Origin of the sequence: Gallibacter intestinalis (assembly GCF_014982745.1) — a bacterium.
GTDB classification, from domain to species: domain Bacteria; phylum Bacillota; class Clostridia; order Peptostreptococcales; family Anaerovoracaceae; genus Gallibacter; species Gallibacter intestinalis.
The window spans coordinates 210,798-231,319 of record NZ_JADCKA010000002.1; the positions used below are offsets into that span (position 1 = coordinate 210,798).

The window sequence follows — 20,522 nt, forward strand, 5'->3', positions numbered from 1 at the left end:
TAAAGATGGTATATGTATATCTCGGAGAAGGATTTGAAGAAATAGAAGCCCTTACCTGTGTAGATTTACTCCGTAGAGCAGAAATCGACGTAGCTACGGTTTCGGTGGGCGAAAAGGTCGTAACTGGAGCTCACGGCATTAAGGTTACTTCTGATATGCTGATTAATGAGGCTTCCATGGATGATTGTTCCATGATAGTTCTCCCCGGCGGAATGCCTGGCACTCTTAATTTGCAAAATAACACTACCCTATCATCATATATTGATGACTTTTATAAAGAAGGTAAATATATTGCTGCAATTTGTGCTGCACCAATGATACTTGGAGCGAAAGGATATCTTAACGGCAGACCTGCAACTATATATCCTGGAATGGAAGATCACCTTGGATCTGCTATTGCCAAAACTGAAAGTGCAGTGCAGTCTGATAATATAATTACGGGACGCGGTCCAGGATGCGCCATGGATTTTGCTTTAAAAATCATAGAAGTTCTTAAAGGCATTGAAATTTCAAAAGCCATAGCAGATGAGCTTGTATATATATAAAATAATTTAAAACTTAAAATATAAAACGGTCTTTACCATTTAACTTATCTGAACCGACCCCCAAAAGTTAGACCTAAATATCTAACAGTTGGGAGGTCGGTTCATCCATTCCTCTGCTTCTTCCTTGTTTTTTAAATGCAATAGATCCTTTGCTAAATTGTAAAGTTCAAATCCTGCAGAAGTCTTTGGTTTTGTTGTTGTGTACCGTCTAATCTGACAAAAGGCATGAAATGTACATCTCTGGTGTTCTGCTTGGGGCCATATCTGTCTAAGTGCTTTTGGAAGACCTGTTCCTCCGTCTGATACTACTATTCTTGGTTCTGCTATTCGAGATAAAAGAGCTTTCCAAGCCCGAGAATGTTCATATCTACACAGATACCATCCTAGAACATGTTTATCATCGCAACATATTAAAACACAGGCTTTACGACCAAGATAAATTCCATCTACATAGAGTACATCTTTTTTAGATTCAACAATTGGAGGCATTGGCCAAATATCCCAAAACATTGATGTTTTCCTTCTAAAAGTTCTACCTTCGCCGGGCATTTCCCTTTGAGTTTGCTTACTAAATAACCATTTCAAGAATATATTAAGTTGCTTTGATGAATTATCAATCTTAGGTGTACATATGCTTTTACATCTCTTACAAAACCATCTTTGAGTTCCAGATTTATTCTTTCCATATTTAATACAAACGCTACCGCAAATAGGACAAATAACTTGTTTCATATGTCTTCCTCCAAAACATATTGTTTTACAAGAAGATATAACCTTAATTTGTGTTGAAATTTCAACCGTTGCCACAGATTTTACCAACTTTTTTTGTCCAGGGTGTATCTTGTTTTAAACAAGATAAAACCGCTATACACATTGAATTTTCAAGTGTTATAGCGGTTTTCACCAACTCTTTTTGTCCTATAAGCCTAAAAAGTCAAACTTTTGGGGGTCGCCTCAAATTGGCAAACGACCGTTTTTATTTTAATCATTATTAATTATTATTAGCTGAGTATAATTTCTATTCTATTATTATCCCAATTCCTCTATTATCCTCTCCAGGATATTACTGAAGTTTTTTTCAATATATGTTCCCGGCTTAAATACTATAGGGACACCTCTGTTTGTAGCTATATACACATTATCGTCATACTGGATAAAGCCTATCATCTTCATATGCAGTTTTGCTGTAATGTCGGTGATGCTTGGCACGGCACCCATGGCCATAAGCTCCGCATTAACCTTATTTACAACACAGCAGATATTTGTGACACCGATTTCTCTTAGCTTGGCGTCAACCACATCTGCATCCCTGACAGATGCATACTCCGCTTCTGTGATAATAACAGCTATATCCGCTGCCGCTGCTGCTATTTCAAGTCCGTCACCTACCCCTGCAGGAGCATCTATTATTATATAGTCAAACTCTTGCTTAAGCTTTTCACAGAGTACCTGCATATGCAAAGGAGTTATATCCCTGTTGTCTCTGTATGGAGAAGCTGCCATCAGATATAGGCTTTCAAACCTCTTATCTTTAATAAGCGCCTTTTTTATGCCGCACACTCCCGAAAGGACATCCATGATATTGTATACCACCTTATTTTCTAAGCCTAAATACAAATCAAGATTACGAAGTCCCAAATCCATATCTATTAAAACAACGTTTTTATTTCTCAAAGCCAAAAGCGTGCCTATATTGGCGGCAAAGAGAGTTTTACCTGTTCCTCCTTTACCTGATGCTATTAAAATGACTTTCCCCATAACTGACCTTTCTAATTAAATTCATTAACTATCTTGTAGTCGTCTTTACTGTAATCTTCAGAAATCGACTGCAGATATTTACCTATTATTTCCCTTACCACTGGGTTAGCATTTCCGCCTGTTACTCCCTGAGGAATTACGCAGGCAACGGCAATCTTAGGATTATCCTTAGGAGCTATGGCCATTGTCCATGCAAATTCATCATATTTGTCCTTGTATTTGTTAAGATCCTCAGAAGTAAGCTTACCGCCGCTTAAGTTTATAACAGCTCTTCTTACTGCAGTATCCTCTGTGGTATATGTATCAGGATATTCTTCCATAAGTCGCTTCATTTCATCCTGCACTTCATCCCATGTCATATCTCCGAAGCTTTCTAAATGCTCTTTAATATAATCTACTTCCGATTCAGGATTTATATATCCGTCCTTCTGGGCTGTACCTGTCTTTGCGCAGACTTCCCAAGGGAATGAGCTGTACTGGTTTGTAACACCGGAACCTTCACCAGTCGTTACCCTGTGCATACCTTCAAGCACCGTATCCAGGATTTCCTGTGAAGTATCAACCTTAGTGCCCTCTTCCTTCTGAGTTGTACCCTCATCTTCTACGCTCTTTACGATGTTAACCTGATTTTTAACACCGCCATTACCTAATGTGGCCGCATAGTTTGCAATCTGCAGCGGTGTATAGGCATTATCACCCTGTCCTATGGCAAGCATAAAGGCATCGGCTGTGGACCAGCCTGCCTGATTGTAATAATCGTAAAGAACAAGTTGGATTATATCCTCGTATTGAGATTGCTTTATACCCACCTTAGGAAGCATGTCGTTTTTCATCTTCTTATAGGTGATATTATCTTCAGTAAGCCATCCCACAATTGTTTCTATATCCTTATCCAATCTCTTATCATTGGAATAAACATCTTCTGTAAAATATGTTTCCGCATTTGCATAGAGCACATTGCTTAAGGAATTCTGAAGTCCCTGTATCTTCTTTTCTTCTGTAGGCACCGATATAACAGTTTCAGAAAGTTCTATACCTGTCGCCTCGCCAAGTCCAAACTGCTTAGCATAATCCATCACCTTTTCTATACCCATGGAGCTGTCCATTCCCAGCGAACCGCCATTGGCCCAGTCCTCATTTGTGATAAGGTCAAAGAAATAATAGTTACAGGATACCTGAATAGCCTTATAAAGGTCTATATATCCGTGATTGCCTCTGTATAAGTTCCAGGATACACAACCGAAGGTTCTGTCTCCCAGTCTAATATAGCCTTTATCCTGAAGCATAGTATCTGCATCAAAGCCACTTTCTAAGGCCGCAATGGCAGTAATCGGTTTAAAGGTGGAACCAGGCTGAATCGCACTCCTGGTTGCTATATTGTAAAGAGGCGCCGCAGCTAAGCTATCCCTTGGATTTTCACTTTGCAAATCTGCCCAATTCTCAGATGATATACCGCTGGCAAAGAGATTAGGATCAAAATCAGGATAGCTTGCCATGGCAAGTATCTCACCTGTTTCCAAATCTATGGCAACAACTGCTCCTGTTTTAGCGTTAGGAGAAGCCTCCAAACTGATATTTCCAAATTCGCTGGTAAAAACTCCGCCGCTGGCCGCTGCCTTAACATTTTTTTCAAGGGCATCTTCAGCTATCTTTTGCAAATCAGCATCGATAGTCAGATATACGTCCTTGCCCTTTTCCGGTTCTATCTCTTGAAGAGTTTCCACATAGTCACCGTGGGCATCCACTCTGACTATCTGAGTTCCGTCCTGTCCTTTAAGCACAGACTCATAAGCCCCTTCAATACCCTGCTGACCGACCATTGCAGAGGCTTCATATCCTTTGCTTTCATATTCATCCTTTTCGGATTCGGAAATTTTACCCATGTATCCTAAAATATGTGAAGCTAGCTCGCCATTAGGATAGTATCTTCTTGATTCTGAAACCACATCCACTCCCGGCAAATCTGAAGAGTTTTCCTCAACCTCCATTATGGTTTCATCGGATACATCGCTGGCGATGGTGGCTGGCATATATTTTTTATATCCCATGGAATTTATTTCCGTTCTAATGGCCATAATCTTCAGCGCCTGACTATCTGAAACGCTCTCTTCTATTTCAAAGCTTTCTCTGATATCGCTAAAAGCTTCCTTTGCGGTTGCATCCTTCTCAAGGCCGTAGCCCTCTAAAAACTCTTCCTTTTCCGTTTCATAGGTATATTTCATATCCTTAACGGAAATAGGCGGATAAATACCGTATGTATTTTGTATTTCAGACTGGATTTCATATCTATCTTCGCTTTCTATGCCAAGCCTGTCAGCAAGTGCATACAGGGCTTCCTCTGCCGTTGCATCTGTGCTGATATTATTGCTTTTGAGCCAGTCTTTAATTTCCTCGTCATAAGTATAATAAAACTTACCGTCGCTGATTTTTATAGGAAAGTTATTATTATATTCATCTCCGTTTTTATCAAAAATTGATAGAAGATCTGTGGCAACCTGGTTTATCTCACCATTATCCATATTACCGGCACTCATTCTCACAGAGAATATCTGCTCGTTTCCTGCAAGGAGCTTACCGTTTCTATCATAAATATTTCCCCTCGGTGACTGGGTATAAATACCCCTAATGCTCAGCGCATTGGCTGCATCATCCCACTCTTCTGACTGAACGACAGAAAGCACGAAAAGTCTGGCAATCAGCACGACTGCCAGAAGAATAAATATTCCTATTACTTTTTGTCGCATAGTCGGAAAATATCTGTTCAAAAATCTCATATGATTTCGTACCTTTCGTATCTCGACCTCCTAGGTCTGGCTGTCGCCTTCCTTATCATAATGAAATACATTGCATACATAATCACAATATTCCATGCCAAAAGTCCTGGCAGAGAAATCAAAATCCTTACAAAGCTCATGCTCATGCCGCCTATAAGCAGTATCAGCGTTGAAACTCCATAATACACAACAGTTCCAATCACCGCCAGTGGCAGTACTGAAAGCTTGCTTTCAAGGTTAAAGTAGTGCTTATATCCCACTGTCATAAGCCCTGTTAAAAGTAGCGTAAGAGCATAAACCCCCGTGTATTTGCCAACCGTAAGATCTAGCAGCAATCCTGCCACCACCGCACAGGTTATGCATCTATTTTCCCTTGGAAATAAAAACACTCCCACAAGAAGAAGGCACAGAATCGGATTAGGACCTATGCCCTTTATGGAAATGATGTTGCATAAAGTAGGCTGCAATATAAAAGCAATTACAAATGCCGGAATCACCGTATACCATTTCATTTGAAAATCGCCACCTTCGTCATAGATTTGAAGTTTGCAGTTGGCCTAACTTCAACAATTCTCAGCTGAGTATCACTGTTAAACTCAACCTTTGACACCCTGCCTATAATGATACCCTTCGGATAATGACCCATGCCGGAGGTTACCAAAGTATCACCCTCTGCTATGTTTGCGTTATCGTCAATGAGGTATCCGGAAAGCTTGCTTTTGCCCTGCCCGTTTAAAACACCAAGTACGCTTGTCTTATTCTGAACCATAAAGCTTATGTTATGGTCTGTATCAAGTATGGATGAAATTTTAGAAGTATTTCCGTTTACTTCAGTTACTTCACCTACGAGACCGTTTCCATCAACCACAACATCGCCTTCTTTTATCCCCTTATCTTCGCCGACATCCACTGTGATATTTCTATATATCATGGAATTGTCAACGCCGATTACATTGGCTGCCACAGCATCACTGTCATCGCCAAAAGGTTCAAAATCAAAGGCTTTTGCCAGATCCTGTAATTCTTCATATTCACTTCTCTGCATCTGAAGGTTATTGTTGCTTTCTTTAAGCTCCTTATTTTCCTCCTTCAGTTGCTCATTTTCTTCCTGAAGGTCCTTATATTTGAAGATACCGTTGAAAGTATCCTTTACTCCGCCGGCAAATGCGGCAAAAGGCTTTTCAACGGTATTGATAATCTTCTGGACACCGCCTCCGATGACGGATGAACCTCCCCCGCTGACAAAGGAGCCGACTATTACAAGTATCAGTACGACAACAATTGCAGCAACGACGGAAAAAACTTTATGTTCCCTTATCCATCTCATATGTTAAAGTTCGTCCTTTTTAATTGAGTAAATCGTAACTATCTAATCTTTATTTCAGCGTAGGTTTTCAGCTTTTCTATGTTATCAAGGCTCTTGCCAGTTCCGATGGCAACTGCCTCATATGGGTTATCAGCTGTATTTACTTCCATGCCAGTTCTCATGGAAATCAGCTTATCCAGATTTTCTATGAGAGAACCGCCGCCGGAAAGCATCATACCTTTTTCTGCGATATCCGCCGCAATTTCAGGAGGTGCTTTTTCCACAGTGGACTTAATAGCATCTATAATTGTATCCACGGATTCTCTTAAAGCTTCTTCCATATCGATATTTGTAACCTCAAATGTCTTAGGAAGACCTGATACCAAATCTCTACCCCTTGCATTTACAGTTCTTACGATAGGCTCTCCGTTTGAATCCTTTTCAACCATGGCACTGCCCACAGAAACCTTGAGATCCTCTGCTGTCTTCATACCGATAAGAATGCCTTTTTTCTTACGGATGTATGCTATAACAGCTTCGCTCATTTTGTCTCCTGCATATCTTAAGGAAGTGCTTACAACTAAGCCTCCCAGTGAAAGAATAGCAACATCAGTTGTACCGCCACCTATATCAGCTATCATGGAAGCTTCAGAAGCCTCAATATCAAGACCTGCGCCGATAGCAGCAGCCATAGGTTCATCCATAACATAGACTTCCTTGCCGCCTACTTCACGAACGACCTCTAAAACGGCTCTTTTTTCAACTTCTGTTACACCGCTAGGCACTCCAACTACAACTCTGAGTCCTGCTGGCTTTCTTTCTTCTGTAGCCTGTCTTATAAATATCTGCAGCATTTCCGCTGTCATATCAAAATCAGAGATAACGCCGTCCTGAAGAGGCTTTATTACCTCAATATTTCTAGGAGCTTTACCGTACATGGCTTTAGCCTTTGTACCAGTAGCGATTATCTCTCCAGTGTATTTATCATAAGCTATCGCGGTTGCCTCGTTAAGTATTACTCCCGCCTCAGGATTGTAAATTATCGTGTTGGCAGTACCGAGGTCAATACCAAGATCTTTTGCTGAAAAACCCATCTTTCCTTCTCCTTTTCGCTTTTAGCTTTTAGCTATATTATGCCCAAATTGCGCAGACTGACATAATTGCCATCGCCTACTATGACATGATCCAATACGGAAATGCCCAATATGTCTCCTGCCTCTTTGAGTCTTTTTGTTATCTTTATATCATCATCGCTGGGAGTAGGATCTCCGCTAGGATGATTATGTACTAATATTACTGCAGCAGCTCCTCTTTTTACGGCTGCCTGAAAAGTTTCCCTCGGATGCACAGGACTTGACATCAAATCTCCCATTGAAATTAGCTCACAGGAAATAATGTTGCCCTTCGCATCCAAAAGCAGCGATTCGAATCGCTCTTTTTTCATGTATCTGAGCTTTTCGAGAAAAATATCTGCCACATCTCCTGCATCCTTAATCCTTCCTGTTGTAAGCTGCGACGAAGCAGCAAGTCTGCTTCCAAGCTCCACCGCTGCAAGGATAACACAGGCCTTTGCTCTGCCTATGCCTTCAAAGGCTGCAAGTTCTTCAAGAGAATATTCGGCTAACATTCTTATGCCGCCGCTTTTATGTATAATTTCGTCTGCTATATCAAGAACGCCGCGTCTTTCAGTACCTGTTTTTATAAGTATGGCTAAAAGTTCACTGTTTGTCAGTGTCTGTCTGCCATACATGGCCATTTTTTCACGGGGACGCTCGTCCTTGACCATTTCTCTGATCTTCATTTTTCCTCCTGTCTTTTACAGGGGAACTTAAGATCCTAAACTATAATAAACCGGATTATATTTTACCATTTTAACCCGTATATTTCAAGGTTAAAGCAAATGTATGAACAGCCCGCTGGCAGGCTTTGGCTCAAACCATGTGGACTTCGGCGGCATAGTCAATCCTGCGTCGGATACCTCCATAACCTTTGCCACCGTAACAGGATACATACAAAAGGCAACTGACATGCCATTTTTTGTCTTAATTTCAAGTTCCTGTATGCCTCCGGCGCCTCCTACAAAATCTATCCTTTCATCATTTCGTATATCTTCTATGCCTAAAATAGGCCTTAAAAGCTTTTCCTGAAGTACTGATACATCAAGGGATTCTGTCAAATCCTCCGGTACCATACCTTCGGTAATTCTTATCGTATACCATAGGTTATCCAAAAACATAGAGATTTCACCGGCTCTTACAGGCTTGGCACCTTCTTCAACGGGCTCTGATACTTCAAATCCAGCATTTTTTATCTTATCTAGAAATTCATTTATAGTATTGCCGTTAAGATCTCTTACAACTCTGTTGTGGTCAAGGACCTTAAGATCTTTATCTGGATAAATCACCGCAGGAAAGAAATTAAATTCCTCTCTTCCTGTATATTGCGGGTGTTTTTCCCTCATCATCTGTCCCACCTTATACGCCGAAGCCGCTCTGTGGTGGCCATCTGCTATGTAAAGGCTATCTACCTTTTCGAAAAATCCGCAGATACCATTTATCACATTATCATCATTTACCGCCCACACCATGTGAGAAACTCCGTCAAAATCAGCAATATCATACACCGGAGCATTATTGCTCATAAAGCCTTCCACAAGGGTTCTTATCTGACTGTTATCCCTGTAAGTGATGAATACAGGCTCTGTATCCGCATTGCAGGCTATAAAATGTCTTTCTCTGTCCTTTTCCTTGTCATAGCGCGTAAATTCATGCTTTTTAATGACATCGGCCTCATAGTCATCAATAGAAACGCAGCCTACGATGCCTGTCTGCACATGATCTTTTACCTGCTGTCTATATATATACAGCATAGGCTTTGATTCAATCATGTACGTGCCGTCCCTCATAAGATTTTTCAGGTTTTCACCGGCCTTTTCATATACGGAATCAGCATAAGGATTATCCTCCTTAGGCAAATCTATTTCAGATCTTGTAACATGAAGAAAGCTGTATTTATTTCCTTCTGCCATCTTTGATGCTTCGCTTTTATCCATAACATCATATGGCTTTGCGATTACCTTTTCCTCAAATCCCTTTGAAGGACGCATCGCTCTGAAAGGTCTGACCTGAGCCATACTACTTCACCTCGCCAAGTATCCTCTCCACCACTTCATCTATTCCTATGCCTGTTGTATCAAGTATAATCGCATCTTCAGCAGGCTTAAGCGGATCAAGTTCTCTGTGAGTATCCTCGTAATCTCTTTTTTCTATATCCTTAAGGACCTCGTCATAGTCTGCATCAATACCCTTTTGCACAAGTTCCTTATATCTTCTGTCTGCCCTTTCCTCAGCGGAAGCAGTCATAAAAAACTTATATTCCGCATCGGGCATTACATTGGTGCCTATGTCTCTACCATCCATGATTACGCTTTTAGCGGCAGCCATCTGTCTTTGAGAAGCCACAAGCTTTGCTCGAACCGGTGCTAGCTGTGACACCTTTGATGCCATCATGGACATTTTAGGAGTCCTTATAGCGCCGTCCACATTTTCTCCATCTAGTATTATACTTCCTCCGACAAAATCAATCGTTGTATCAGAGAGCATATCTTCCATGGCAGGCAGATTTGCAGGATCTATTCCTTTAACGCTGGTTTTATAGCCTATGGCTCTGTACATTGCTCCTGTGTCAATATATTCGATGCCTAGCTTTTTAGCAACCAATTTTGCTATCGTACTTTTACCGGCACCTCCCGGTCCGTCCACTGCAATCCTTATAATCTCGCTCATGAATACCTCCTATGCCGTTACTTTTTCTTGCTGCCCAAAAGGTTTTCTATTTCCGATATAAAGGTGTTTATATCGGTGAACTGTCTGTATACGGAAGCAAATCTCACATAAGCAACCTCATCTAAATCTTTGAGCTTGTCCATTATAAGCTCGCCGATAAATGTGCTGCTTACTTCTTTTTCCATCATATTGTTTAAGCCGCGTTCTATTTCATCGACTATCTTTTCCATATCGGAAACAGATACCGGTCTTTTTTCACAAGCCTTAACAATACCGCTCATTATCTTGTTTCTGTCAAAAGTTTCCCTGCTGCCGTCTTTTTTAATGACCATCAGCACTACTTCTTCGATTTTTTCATATGTGGTAAAACGCCTTGAGCATTTTTCACATTCGCGTCTTCTCCTGATAGCATGTCCATCCTCGGTATGCCTTGAATCTATTACCTTTGTATCAGGATGTTCGCAAAAAGGACATTTCATTATCTTTCCTCCGTTCGTATTTCCCTATAATAGATTATTTTACTATATTTTGTATGTTTCGTGCCACTAAAATATAAAAAAGACCGGCATATTTTGTGCTGCCGGTCCTGAATCATCATTCCTTTGTTTCCATTGATAAGTTATAAGTTCTATTTAAAATTTATTTGTTATTTAGCGTTTCAAAGCCGTCTACCTGCCCCAGGGCTGCCCTCTTAAAATAGCTTCTTGTTTCAGCTACTATTACTCCGTTAAGAGCAAGCAGAGCTATCAAGTTAGGCAGAGCCATAAGGGCATTTAATATATCCGCAACGGCCCATACAGTATTTAAGGTCAGGAAAGGACCTGCGAAAACGGCAAACACATAAAGCCATCTGTAGCCGATAACCGCTTTCATATTGCCCTTCATAAGGTATTCAAAGCATCGTTCACCATAATAGTTCCATCCGAGGATTGTTGTAAAGGCAAACAGTGCCAGACATACCATAAGCAGGAATGCTCCCACCTGATTTCCCCAAGGGAGACCTTCTCCGAAGGCTGTAGCAGTCATTGCCGCACCTTCTGCACTTCCCTTGTAAGCTCCTGTAACCATTATAGTGAGACCTGTCATATTACAGATGATTACAGTATCTATAAATGTTCCTGTCATAGACACAAGGCCCTGTCTTACAGGCTCCTTTGTTTTGGCTGCCGCAGCAGCTATAGGTGCACTACCAAGACCTGCTTCGTTGGAGAATATACCTCTTGCAACGCCGCTTGACATGGCCGCCAGCATAGCTCCCACAAAACCGCCTCCTACAGCCTTGAGACCGAAGGCACCTTCAACTATTTCAACTATTGCGCCCGGTATCGCCTTGTAATTGAATACGAGTATCAAAAGGCATACCGTAACATATATTATTGCCATAAAAGGCACCAGTTTTTCAGAAATCTTAGCAATTCTGGATATACCTCCTATGATTACCACTATTACGATTGCGGTAACGACAATTGCAGCTATCACCGTTGCAATGGATATGTCATTTCCAAAAATACTTACGGTGTGTTCCATATTAGGGTCAGCAAAGTTCTGTACTGCCGATGCTATACCGTTCATCTGAGTGGCTGTTCCTATTCCAAGGGCTCCTGCCAATGCACCAAAGATGGCAAACATTATCGCTAACCATTTCCATCTGCTACCCATACCGTGTTCTATATAGCAGAACGGACCGCCTAGCTTATGTCCATCAGGCATCGTCACTCTGTATTTAAGAGCCAATACACCTTCAGAATACTTAGTAGCCATACCAAGACATGCAGCTGCCACCATCCAGAACAGTGCTCCCGGCCCGCCAAGTCCAATGGCCGTTGCAACACCTACGATATTACCCGTTCCGATTGTCGCCGCCAAGGCCGTACACAATGCTCCGAAGCTAGTTACATCTCCTTCATCGCTCTCTTCATTTTTAACAGCGAACTTAAGAGCTCTGCCCAGCTTTCTGAACTGTAAAAATCCAAGTCTGCACGAAAGGAACAGACCTGTTCCCATGATTGCCACCATCAGAGGCACACCCCAGATGGCACCGTCGATGATCTGAATGATCTCCGCAATCTTTGCACCCATAAAAAATTCCTCCTCCATATGTATAGAATAACGATTCATTCGGAGAGAGGACAAAACAAAAATATGCTCTGTCCGTTTGCCTGAGAGATCGGATTGTCTGCGAAATATTTCAATCCTTACACCTTCGGCACTCCACTTAAGGAGTTCTCCAGAGATTTTGTCGTTCCACAATATAAAACGCAGCCCATATACTGCGGACCGATTGGGTCTACTGTATCACAGACTGCGTCGCTTCTCAATCTAACTGTTTCATTAGTCTATATTTTCATCAGATTCACATTATTTGGATTCTTTGGATTTTTCAGATTCTTTCTGACTATTTTCAATTCCGTTGTCAACTACAAACTGAGCAACCTTTTCGCTTAAAGTAGCAGCTTTAATATTGTCCTTTCCTGCCACATCCTCATAGGACTTACCGTTAGCTTCTTCATAGCTTTCTTCGGTATATCCGTACTGAGCTAAAATTTCTTTGATGTAGTTCTTATAGTCTGATCTGGAAACATCAATATCTTCCTGATCTGCTATATAGTACATTATCATTTCCTGCTTAACCTGCATTTTGCAGTATTCTTCAAGCTGAGTATTAAAGGTTTCCTTATCAAGACCCAGACTCTGTTCGATATAATCATCCAGAGTCATATTATTGCTCTGAGCAACCTCTTCATACATTGCTGTTGTTTCGTCGATTGCTTCCTGCAGCTGTTCTTCAGGATAAAGGTCGTTACCTTCATCATCCTGCTTCATTATGCTCTGATCAACTAAATCCTGCCATACTTCGCTTCTCTTTTCGGCATTTGCCTGCTGCTCCTTGGATTCAGTAAGCTCCTTTTTAACTTCAGCCTTGTATTCCTCAACGGTATCAACATCGCTGTTTTCCTTTACGAATTTTTCGTCAAGTTCTGGAATCTTTTCTTCCTGCTTTGAGTTGATTTTTACTGCAAACACAGCATCCTTGCCGGCCAAATCCGCCTGACTGTAGTTTTCTGGGAAGGTAACCTTGATGTTCTTTGTAGTTCCTACCTCTGCTCCGATAAGTCCAGATTCAAATCCGTCTATAAATGTTCCGGAGCCAATTGTAAGGTCTCTGCCTTCCTCTTCGCCTCCGTCAAACTTTACGCCGTTTATGGAACCGGAATAATCAATATTGATTGTGTCGCCGTCTTCAACTGTTCCCTTTGTCACATCTTCAACTGTCTTTTCAGCTTCAAGTCTTGAGTTAATCTCTGTCTGAAGTTCATCGTCAGTTACACTTACTGTTACTGGCTCTACCTTCATAGCCTTGTAGTCGGCAACTTCAATATAATCGGTAATCTCCACACCGCTGTACGGATTGCCGCAGGATGTAAGTGTAAGAGTAAAGGCCGTCATAAGACATACAGCCAGTGATAATGCTATCTTCTTGTATTTCATATATAACTCTCCTGTCCTAATCTGTTTTTTACCGTTAATTATATTAGCATATTTTACATCTGCTTTCAAAGAAATACAGCCTATGTGACATAATTGTGATATTAACCTGAAATCATTGTTCATTTTGTGAAATAAAAAAGGGCACTGCCCTGAGGATGATGTTCCCCGGTTGCAACGCCCGATTAATATATCTATTTAAGAGCGGCTTTCGCTGTCTCACAGAGTACTGCAAAGCCTGCAGGATCGTGGATAGCCATTTCGGAAAGCATCTTTCTGTTGATATCAACTCCTGCTTTCTTAAGACCGTCCATCAGTCTGCTGTAGGAGATATCGTTCATTCTCGCACCAGCATTGATTCTTGCGATCCACATTCTTCTGTATTCTCTCTTCTTGTTCTTTCTTCCAACATATGCTGAACGCAGGGATCTCATTACTGCAGGATTAGCAGCCTTGAAAACCTTGCTCTTCTGGCCGTAAAAACCTTTAGCCAGCTTTAAAATCTTCTTATGTCTCTTATGCGCATTTACGCCCTTTTTTACTCTTGCCATTCTTTCTTACCTCCTACTTGCTCAGAACACCCTTGATTCTCTTAAGATCCGCACTTGTCAGTGTAGTTGCCTTTCTCAGGCCTCTTTTTCTCTTGGCTGATTTCTTAGTAAGTATATGGCCTTTATAAGCTTTGTTTCTCTTAACTTTTCCGGATCCTGTAATTTTGAATCTCTTGCATGCGCCTCTGTGAGACTTCATTTTATTCTTTGCCATCTTTTCTTTCCCTCCTGTGATGATCTATTTTTTATCTGCTTTTGGTGCCAGAATCATAGTCAGGCTTCTTCCTTCAAATTTAGGCTTCTTTTCGATGTCAGCCACAGGCGAACATACTTCAGCAAACTTTTCCATTACCTCGTAGCCCTTTGCCTGATAGCCCATTTCACGGCCTCTAAATCTTAAGCTCACCTTTACCTTATCTCCGTCCTTTAAGAACTTAGATGCGGTATTGGCCTTTACATTGATATCGTGGTCTTCGATAAAAGTGCTGAGCCTGATTTCCTTAACCTGATTATTCTTCTGTTTTTTCTTAGCTTCTTTTTCTCTCTTCTGAAGCTCGTAACGATACTTTCCGTAGTCCAGTATTTTACATACTGGCGGCTTTGCATTAGGTGATATGTTCACAAGATCGAGGTTTTTTTCATCGGCCAAAGCCAACGCCTCTTCTCTGCTCATAATACCCAGCTGTGTACCATCCTGGTCTATAACTCGCAGTTCCTTTCCACGGATTTCTTCGTTGATGAAAATTTCTTTACTAATGGTCTTACACCTCCCCAAAAGCATGTCCACTCATAAAAAAAGCGGATGATCGAAATCATCCGCCATAAATACACGCCATGCGTGCAATTTACATGATATTAACCCGGCAGCTTTCGCCGTCAAGGTGAGAAGCGGACAACTTCTTCTTTAACTACCCTAGTATATTACCATTGCGACGATGCCGTGTCAATATTTAATTTACAGTTCTTTCTTCCAAAGTCCGTGAAGATTGCAATATTCATAAACTGCCACAGGCTTTTCACCATGGAGATTGAATTCTGCTTCAGGTTTTTCACCTGGCTTAAGAGCTCTTCTGTGGCCACCCTTATCTGTTTCAACGAAGATGAACTGGATGTAATGTGCTTCTTCCATAGGATGTTCTACGCTTCCTACAACTGCCTTGAGAACATCACCTTCAACTGTAACTACTGGTACATGCTTTTCGTTTGCAGCATCTGTTGTGTTAGGTACCAGTTCCTTCATAGGCTCACCGCAGCAAATCATTGGAACTCCGCTGTCGTTAAGCACGCCTACCATATTTCCGCAATGTTCGCATCTTAAAAACTTTTTCATGACATTTCCTCCCGAGATATTCTGTCTCTTTATACGGCTTTATCTGCCGTTATCGTCTAACTGTTGTTTATATTATACACCAAAAAACACATTACAAACAAATTTATTTCCGTTCTTTTTACGAACATTTGTTTACTTTATGTTTCTTTTATGTTATTATATTGCCAAGTAAATGATAATTTTGAGGTGTTTCAATGGATAAACTTAAAGATAGACAACAACAGATACTTAAATACATGAAGGATGAGATAAGGGCCAAAGGCTATCCCCCAACAGTAAGGGAAATTTGTTCTGCTCTCGGCATCAAATCCACCTCCACCGTGCATAAGGACATAGAGACTCTGGTTAAACAGGGATATATCATTAAAGACCCATCAAAACCAAGAGCACTTATGGTGGTGGATAATGACGAGGACAGCGCTCCTCCAAGCTATGCAGCTGAGGTTTCCGAAACTGTGGAAATACCGGTTATAGGCAGGATAGCAGCAGGCACCCCTATTTTGGCAGAGGAAAATGTAGAAGACCACTTCCCTGTTCCGGCAAGATTTTTGCACGGCAAAACAAACTTCATGCTAAATGTACGCGGCGAAAGCATGATTGAGGCTGGTATCATGGACGGAGATTATATCCTTGTAGAACAGCAGAACACTGCAAACAACGGAGATATGGTTGTGGCAATGATTGATGGCTTTGAAAGCGAAGCAACCGTAAAAACATTTTATAAGGAAAACGGTCATATAAGACTTCAGCCAGAAAACTCATCCATGAGCCCAATTATAGTAAATGATGTTACTATCCTCGGCAAAGTGCGCGGAGTATTCAGATATTTTTAATAATACCTCTTAAAATAAAAAAAATATAAAAAACGAGAGCGGTTTTGTCCGTTCTCGTTTTTATGTGGGACTGATTTTTAAGAAATCAATGTAAATTGCTATTTAAAACATTCCGAGCACATGCTGCATGCCAAGGCTCACCGCTGATATTGAAATCCAGCAGCAAAATCCCATAAATATCGGCTTGCCGCCTGTCTTAACCAGCTTGACGATATTTGTGTTCATACCTATGGCAGCCATTGCCATCACGATAAAGAACTTGCTAAGTTCCTTGATAGGATCAGTGATTGTAGCAGGAAGTGAAAACACAGTAGTAACCACCGCAGCTAGCAGGAAAAAGAGTATAAACATCGGAAATGCTCTTTTTAAACTGAATGTGTTTTCTCCGCTGTTTTCTTTTTTGGCTGTCCATATTGCTAATACTAAAGTGATAGGTATGATAGCAAGTGTTCTTGTAAGCTTTACTATTGTCGCAGCATCAAGAGTGTTGCTTCCGTGGATTCCATCCCAAGCAGTTGCAGCTGCCGTTACAGAGGAAGTATCATTTACTGCAGTTCCCGCAAAGAGTCCGAAGCCTTCGTTTGAAAGTCCCAGCATTCCTCCTAGGGTTGGAAATATAAGCGCCGCAATGACATTAAAGAGAAAAATTACCGAAATAGACTGAGCAATTTCCTCATCATTAGCCTTTATAACAGGGGCAGTTGCTGCTATGGCAGAGCCTCCGCAAATGGAAGATCCCACGCCTATCAGCGTTGAAATCTTACTGTCCATTTTCATCGCCTTATACAAAATAAATGAAACGATAAGTGAAGTGGCTATGGTGCTTATTATTATCGGCAATGACTGCTTTCCCTGATAAAGAATATCAGAAAAATTCATTCCGAAGCCAAGCAGCACTACAGCACACTGTAACACCTTCTTTGAAGTGAAGGCTATCCCCTCTTCAATCTTATCCTTTTTCTTTATAATTAGCGTCAATATCATTCCGAACAAAATGGCAAACACAGGTCCACCCACAACAGGTACCAGCTTACCCAGCAGCCATGCCGGTATTGCCACTATCACACAAAAGAGCAATCCTGCCCAGATATTCTTATTCATAGCCTTTATCTCCTCTCTTACGGTGCATATCTTATCAGATTTCAATAATAATTTGAAATAATAAATATATATGATACAATAAATTTTACTTATAGTTAAAATGCTACGAAATATTAACATTATATACAGCAAAATATTGAATATAGAAATGAGGACTAAAATATGCTTGATTTCAGAGTAGAAACATTTCTGACTGCCGCAGAAACATTGAATTTCACAAAGACGGCAGCTCTTTTAAACATAACGCAGCCTGCCGTTTCTCAGCATATCAGATATCTGGAAAAAGAATATGATGCAAAGCTTTTTTCTCAGGAAGGTAAAAAACTATCCCTTACACCTGAAGGGATAAAATTAAAGGATGCTCTTATCACCATGAAACTTGATGAAAACCATCTTAAAAATGATATACGAAATCTATCACAAGCTAGACCTCTGCGATTTGGTGCCACAATGACAGTTGGCGAATTTATGATGCCAAAGGTGCTTATAAATAGACTCTTTACTGCAAGGAGCTTAGATATAACCATGGAGGTTGCAAACACTGAGACCCTTTTAGCAAAACTTGAAAAAGGCTCCATAGATTTTGCCATTGTGGAAGGATATTTTCCTAAAAGAGGCTACGACAGCATAGTGTATTCCAGGGAAAGATATATTCCTGTATGCTCTCGCTACTCCATGTATTCTAAAGGCAAATACTCCTTTGCAGATCTCGCAGGCAGCGCAATAATCACCAGAGAAAGCGGTTCCGGCACCAGAGAAGTCTTGGAACACGCCCTTATTGAACACAATATGTCCTTTGATGACTTTCACAGCGTAATAGAAATAGGAAATATGGGAGCCATAAAGAAAATGGTTGCCGGCGATGCAGGCATATCCTTTATGTATGAGGTCGCAGCTTTAGATGAAATTGCAAAAAAAGAGTTATGCCCTATCCAATTAAAGGATTTTGACATAACTCACGATATTTGCTTTATTTGGAGAAAAAACAGCATATATTCTCATGAAATGGAAAGCATCTATAATTCTTTTATCTGACAAGCAGCTTCTTTATACCCTCTTCAAGACCAGAAAGGGAAAGCTCGAACATATCAAACTCATCTCTTATTATATTTATGGTATATGAACCCCAAGCGTAATTCCAACGCTTTTTAGGGATAGGATTGAGCCATATTTTTTTGCTGAACTTTCTGTCCAGTTTCCTGAGCCACTCTATGCCCGGCTCATTATTAAACAGTCTCATATCGTTTATACCGCCCACTGTAAGCAGCTCATATGGAGCCATAGCCCCGTCTCCTACAAATATCACCTTGTATTCGCTGTCAAACTTTTTCATAAGCCACTGGGTTTCTACCCAGTTTCCGTATGTGCATGTAGGATCCTTATACACATGGTCATAAATGCAATTATGAAAAAAGTATACCTGCAAATCCTTAAAATGATTTGATTTTCTCAATGCCTGAAACAGAGTATTACAAAGGTCGCTGTATCTTCTCATGGAACCATCGCTATCCATAAGAAGCAGTACTTTAACTGTATTTTTTCTCGGCTTTTCGTATACCAAAGACAAAAGTCCTGCATTGTCTCCTGTCGCCTTAACGGTGCCTTCCACATCAAGCTCAGTTCTCTGGGCATCTACCCTAGACGAATACTGGCGAAGCCTTCTGAATGCCACCTGAAAATCCCTAGAATCCAGCTCGTGGTCCTCTCTAAAGTCTAAAAATCTCCTGTCGCCTGCCACCTTGACGGCAGATCTATGTCTGCTTTCGCCGCCGATTCTTATACCCTTAGGATTATATCCTCCTCGTCCAAACGGAGAAGTGCCTCCAGTTCCAATCCAACGGTTTCCTCCATGGTGAGCCTCGTTTTGTTCAGCCAGTCTTTCCTGAAACATCTTAAGAAGCTCTGCAATGCCTATATCATCAAAATCAATATCGGGAATGTCATCCAACATCCTTTCGATTTCTCCATCGGCAAGCCACTTCCATACGTCCTCAGGAAGCTCCTCAAATTCTTTGATATTTTTAAAATATAGAGCAAAAACCTTGTCAAGGGTATCGTAATCCGCTTCACTTTTAACTAAAATACAGCGACAAAGATGATAAAAACCCGTCAAAGTCGAATTACCAAGATCCATTTCCAGGGCCTGCATAAGACTCATCCACTCCTGCATGGACACCTTAAGGCCATAGGAACGCAGCAGATTAAAAAATCCTAAAAACATCGCTTACCACCATCTGTCAGATCAATATCCTGATTTTTCTTTAAAAGAACCCCTATAAACGGAATTCTGTGCTCCAGCACCTTCGGATCTATACCGCTTATAATAAGTGCCTGTATCCAGTCCAAAAGCTCAGATGTGCTTGGCTTTTTAGCAATGTCCCTTACACTTCTAAGCTTATAAAAGGCCTTCATGGCATTGTCGCACAGCTTTTGGTCTATGTCCTTAAAATGAACTCTTATAATTTCTTCCATTTTGTTTAATGAAGGGAATTCAATGTAATGGAAGATGCATCTTCGCAGGAAAGCATCAGGAAGTTCCTTTTCCGCATTTGAAGTGATAATAACAATAGGTCTGTGCTTTGTTTTAATGGTTTCCTTTGTTTCATGGATATAAAATTCCATCTTATCAAGTTCCCACAAAAGGTCATTAGGAAACTCCAAATCAGCCTTATCTATTTCGTCGATAAGAAGCACTGTCTGTACATCGGAAGCAAAGGCTTCGCCTAATTTGCCAAGCTTAATGTACTGCTTTATATCAGCTACATCCCCTTCTCCGAACTGAGAATCATAAAGTCGCTGTACCGTATCATACACATAAAGTCCGTCCTGAGCTTTTGTAGTTGATTTGATGCTCCACACCAAAAGCGGCATATCCAAAGCCTCGGCAATGGCCTCAGCCAGCATTGTCTTTCCCGTACCCGGCTCACCTTTAATAAGCAGCGGCTTTTCCAATGCAATGGCAACATTTACTGCATTTGCCAGCTCATCTGATACAACATAATTTTCACTTCCTTCAAAGGTAATCATCTTTTTTTCTTCACTCATGCTTTACT

The 20,522-nt window shown here is 40.9% G+C and carries 21 protein-coding genes, 1 pseudogene, 1 riboswitch and 1 other annotated feature; of the genes and pseudogenes, 3 read left to right on the forward strand and 19 right to left on the reverse strand.

Annotated elements, in window-relative coordinates; translation table 11 throughout:
- The first annotated feature begins 5 nt into the window (after positions 1-5).
- Positions 6-545, forward strand: coding sequence for a DJ-1 family glyoxalase III (locus tag INF20_RS02410; RefSeq protein WP_226384795.1), 540 nt, complete (start codon positions 6-8; stop codon positions 543-545).
- Between the two features lie 96 nt (positions 546-641).
- Here INF20_RS02410 and INF20_RS02415 read toward each other — a convergent pair.
- From INF20_RS02415 to INF20_RS02490, 16 genes and pseudogenes are all read right to left on the reverse strand, one after another.
- Positions 642-1,277, reverse strand: a pseudogene (locus INF20_RS02415) (transposase); the annotation flags it as partial.
- A 297-nt stretch (positions 1,278-1,574) separates the two neighbouring features.
- Entirely contained in the window at positions 1,575-2,303 is a 729-nt protein-coding gene (gene minD, locus INF20_RS02420) for a septum site-determining protein MinD (RefSeq protein ID WP_226384796.1), read from the reverse strand.
- 11 nt (positions 2,304-2,314) lie between these two features.
- On the reverse strand, positions 2,315-5,077 hold the full coding sequence (locus INF20_RS02425; protein ID WP_226384797.1) for a penicillin-binding transpeptidase domain-containing protein: 2,763 nt from the start codon (positions 5,075-5,077) through the stop codon (positions 2,315-2,317).
- Positions 5,074-5,589 (reverse strand): rod shape-determining protein MreD, encoded by a 516-nt coding sequence (mreD, locus tag INF20_RS02430; RefSeq protein ID WP_226384798.1) that lies wholly within the window; start codon positions 5,587-5,589, stop codon positions 5,074-5,076. The genes INF20_RS02425 and mreD overlap by 4 nt, the downstream gene beginning before the upstream one ends.
- Positions 5,586-6,404, reverse strand: coding sequence for a rod shape-determining protein MreC (gene mreC / locus INF20_RS02435; RefSeq protein ID WP_226384799.1), 819 nt, complete (start codon positions 6,402-6,404; stop codon positions 5,586-5,588). The genes mreD and mreC overlap by 4 nt, the downstream gene beginning before the upstream one ends.
- 38 nt (positions 6,405-6,442) lie before the next feature.
- Entirely contained in the window at positions 6,443-7,477 is a 1,035-nt protein-coding gene (gene mreB / locus INF20_RS02440; RefSeq protein ID WP_226384800.1) for a rod shape-determining protein, read from the reverse strand.
- Between the two features lie 32 nt (positions 7,478-7,509).
- Positions 7,510-8,184, reverse strand: a complete 675-nt coding sequence (gene radC / locus INF20_RS02445; RefSeq protein WP_226384801.1) for a RadC family protein — start codon at positions 8,182-8,184, stop codon at positions 7,510-7,512.
- A gap of 90 nt (positions 8,185-8,274) precedes the next feature.
- Positions 8,275-9,516, reverse strand: coding sequence for a DUF1015 domain-containing protein (locus INF20_RS02450; RefSeq protein ID WP_226384802.1), 1,242 nt, complete (start codon positions 9,514-9,516; stop codon positions 8,275-8,277).
- A gap of 1 nt (position 9,517) precedes the next feature.
- Positions 9,518-10,168: a (d)CMP kinase gene (gene cmk, locus INF20_RS02455; protein ID WP_226384803.1), complete on the reverse strand. Its 651-nt coding sequence runs from the start codon at positions 10,166-10,168 to the stop codon at positions 9,518-9,520.
- Between the two features lie 17 nt (positions 10,169-10,185).
- Positions 10,186-10,647 (reverse strand): transcriptional regulator NrdR, encoded by a 462-nt coding sequence (gene nrdR, locus INF20_RS02460; protein WP_226384804.1) that lies wholly within the window; start codon positions 10,645-10,647, stop codon positions 10,186-10,188.
- 160 nt (positions 10,648-10,807) lie between these two features.
- Positions 10,808-12,247, reverse strand: coding sequence for an alanine/glycine:cation symporter family protein (locus INF20_RS02465; RefSeq protein WP_226384805.1), 1,440 nt, complete (start codon positions 12,245-12,247; stop codon positions 10,808-10,810).
- Between the two features lie 58 nt (positions 12,248-12,305).
- Positions 12,306-12,409: riboswitch (glycine riboswitch) on the reverse strand.
- Positions 12,410-12,526: 117 nt separating this feature from the next.
- The gene (tig, locus tag INF20_RS02470; protein WP_226384806.1) at positions 12,527-13,657 is read right to left on the reverse strand and encodes a trigger factor; all 1,131 of its coding nucleotides are present in this window, start codon (positions 13,655-13,657) and stop codon (positions 12,527-12,529) included.
- 191 nt (positions 13,658-13,848) lie between these two features.
- Positions 13,849-14,205: a 50S ribosomal protein L20 gene (gene rplT / locus INF20_RS02475; RefSeq protein ID WP_226384807.1), complete on the reverse strand. Its 357-nt coding sequence runs from the start codon at positions 14,203-14,205 to the stop codon at positions 13,849-13,851.
- 13 nt (positions 14,206-14,218) lie between these two features.
- Positions 14,219-14,419 carry a 50S ribosomal protein L35 gene (gene rpmI / locus INF20_RS02480; protein ID WP_226384808.1) on the reverse strand — a complete coding sequence of 67 codons (201 nt, stop codon included), beginning with the start codon at positions 14,417-14,419 and terminating at the stop codon, positions 14,219-14,221.
- Between the two features lie 24 nt (positions 14,420-14,443).
- Positions 14,444-14,986, reverse strand: coding sequence for a translation initiation factor IF-3 (gene infC, locus INF20_RS02485; protein WP_226384809.1), 543 nt, complete (start codon positions 14,984-14,986; stop codon positions 14,444-14,446).
- A 3-nt stretch (positions 14,987-14,989) separates the two neighbouring features.
- Positions 14,990-15,116: a sequence feature (ribosomal protein L20 leader region), on the reverse strand.
- Positions 15,117-15,160: 44 nt separating this feature from the next.
- Positions 15,161-15,535, reverse strand: a complete 375-nt coding sequence (locus tag INF20_RS02490; protein ID WP_226384810.1) for a desulfoferrodoxin family protein — start codon at positions 15,533-15,535, stop codon at positions 15,161-15,163.
- A gap of 194 nt (positions 15,536-15,729) precedes the next feature.
- On the opposite strand from INF20_RS02490, the gene lexA reads away from it, so the two are divergent.
- A complete protein-coding gene (lexA, locus tag INF20_RS02495) occupies positions 15,730-16,368 on the forward strand; it encodes a transcriptional repressor LexA (protein ID WP_226384811.1) in 639 nt (212 codons plus the stop codon).
- Between the two features lie 102 nt (positions 16,369-16,470).
- Here the strand turns inward: lexA and INF20_RS02500 are convergent, their stop codons facing one another.
- Positions 16,471-17,469, reverse strand: a complete 999-nt coding sequence (locus INF20_RS02500) for a YeiH family protein (RefSeq protein WP_226384812.1) — start codon at positions 17,467-17,469, stop codon at positions 16,471-16,473.
- 162 nt (positions 17,470-17,631) lie between these two features.
- On the opposite strand from INF20_RS02500, the gene INF20_RS02505 reads away from it, so the two are divergent.
- A complete protein-coding gene (locus tag INF20_RS02505; RefSeq protein ID WP_226384813.1) occupies positions 17,632-18,504 on the forward strand; it encodes a LysR family transcriptional regulator in 873 nt (290 codons plus the stop codon).
- Here INF20_RS02505 and INF20_RS02510 read toward each other — a convergent pair.
- Positions 18,497-19,690 (reverse strand): vWA domain-containing protein, encoded by a 1,194-nt coding sequence (locus INF20_RS02510; RefSeq protein WP_226384814.1) that lies wholly within the window; start codon positions 19,688-19,690, stop codon positions 18,497-18,499. The two genes, INF20_RS02505 and INF20_RS02510, sit on opposite strands and share 8 nt — an antisense overlap.
- Positions 19,681-20,514 (reverse strand): AAA family ATPase, encoded by an 834-nt coding sequence (locus INF20_RS02515; RefSeq protein WP_226384815.1) that lies wholly within the window; start codon positions 20,512-20,514, stop codon positions 19,681-19,683. Before INF20_RS02515 ends, INF20_RS02510 begins: the two co-directional genes overlap by 10 nt.
- Positions 20,515-20,522: the final 8 nt, after the last annotated feature.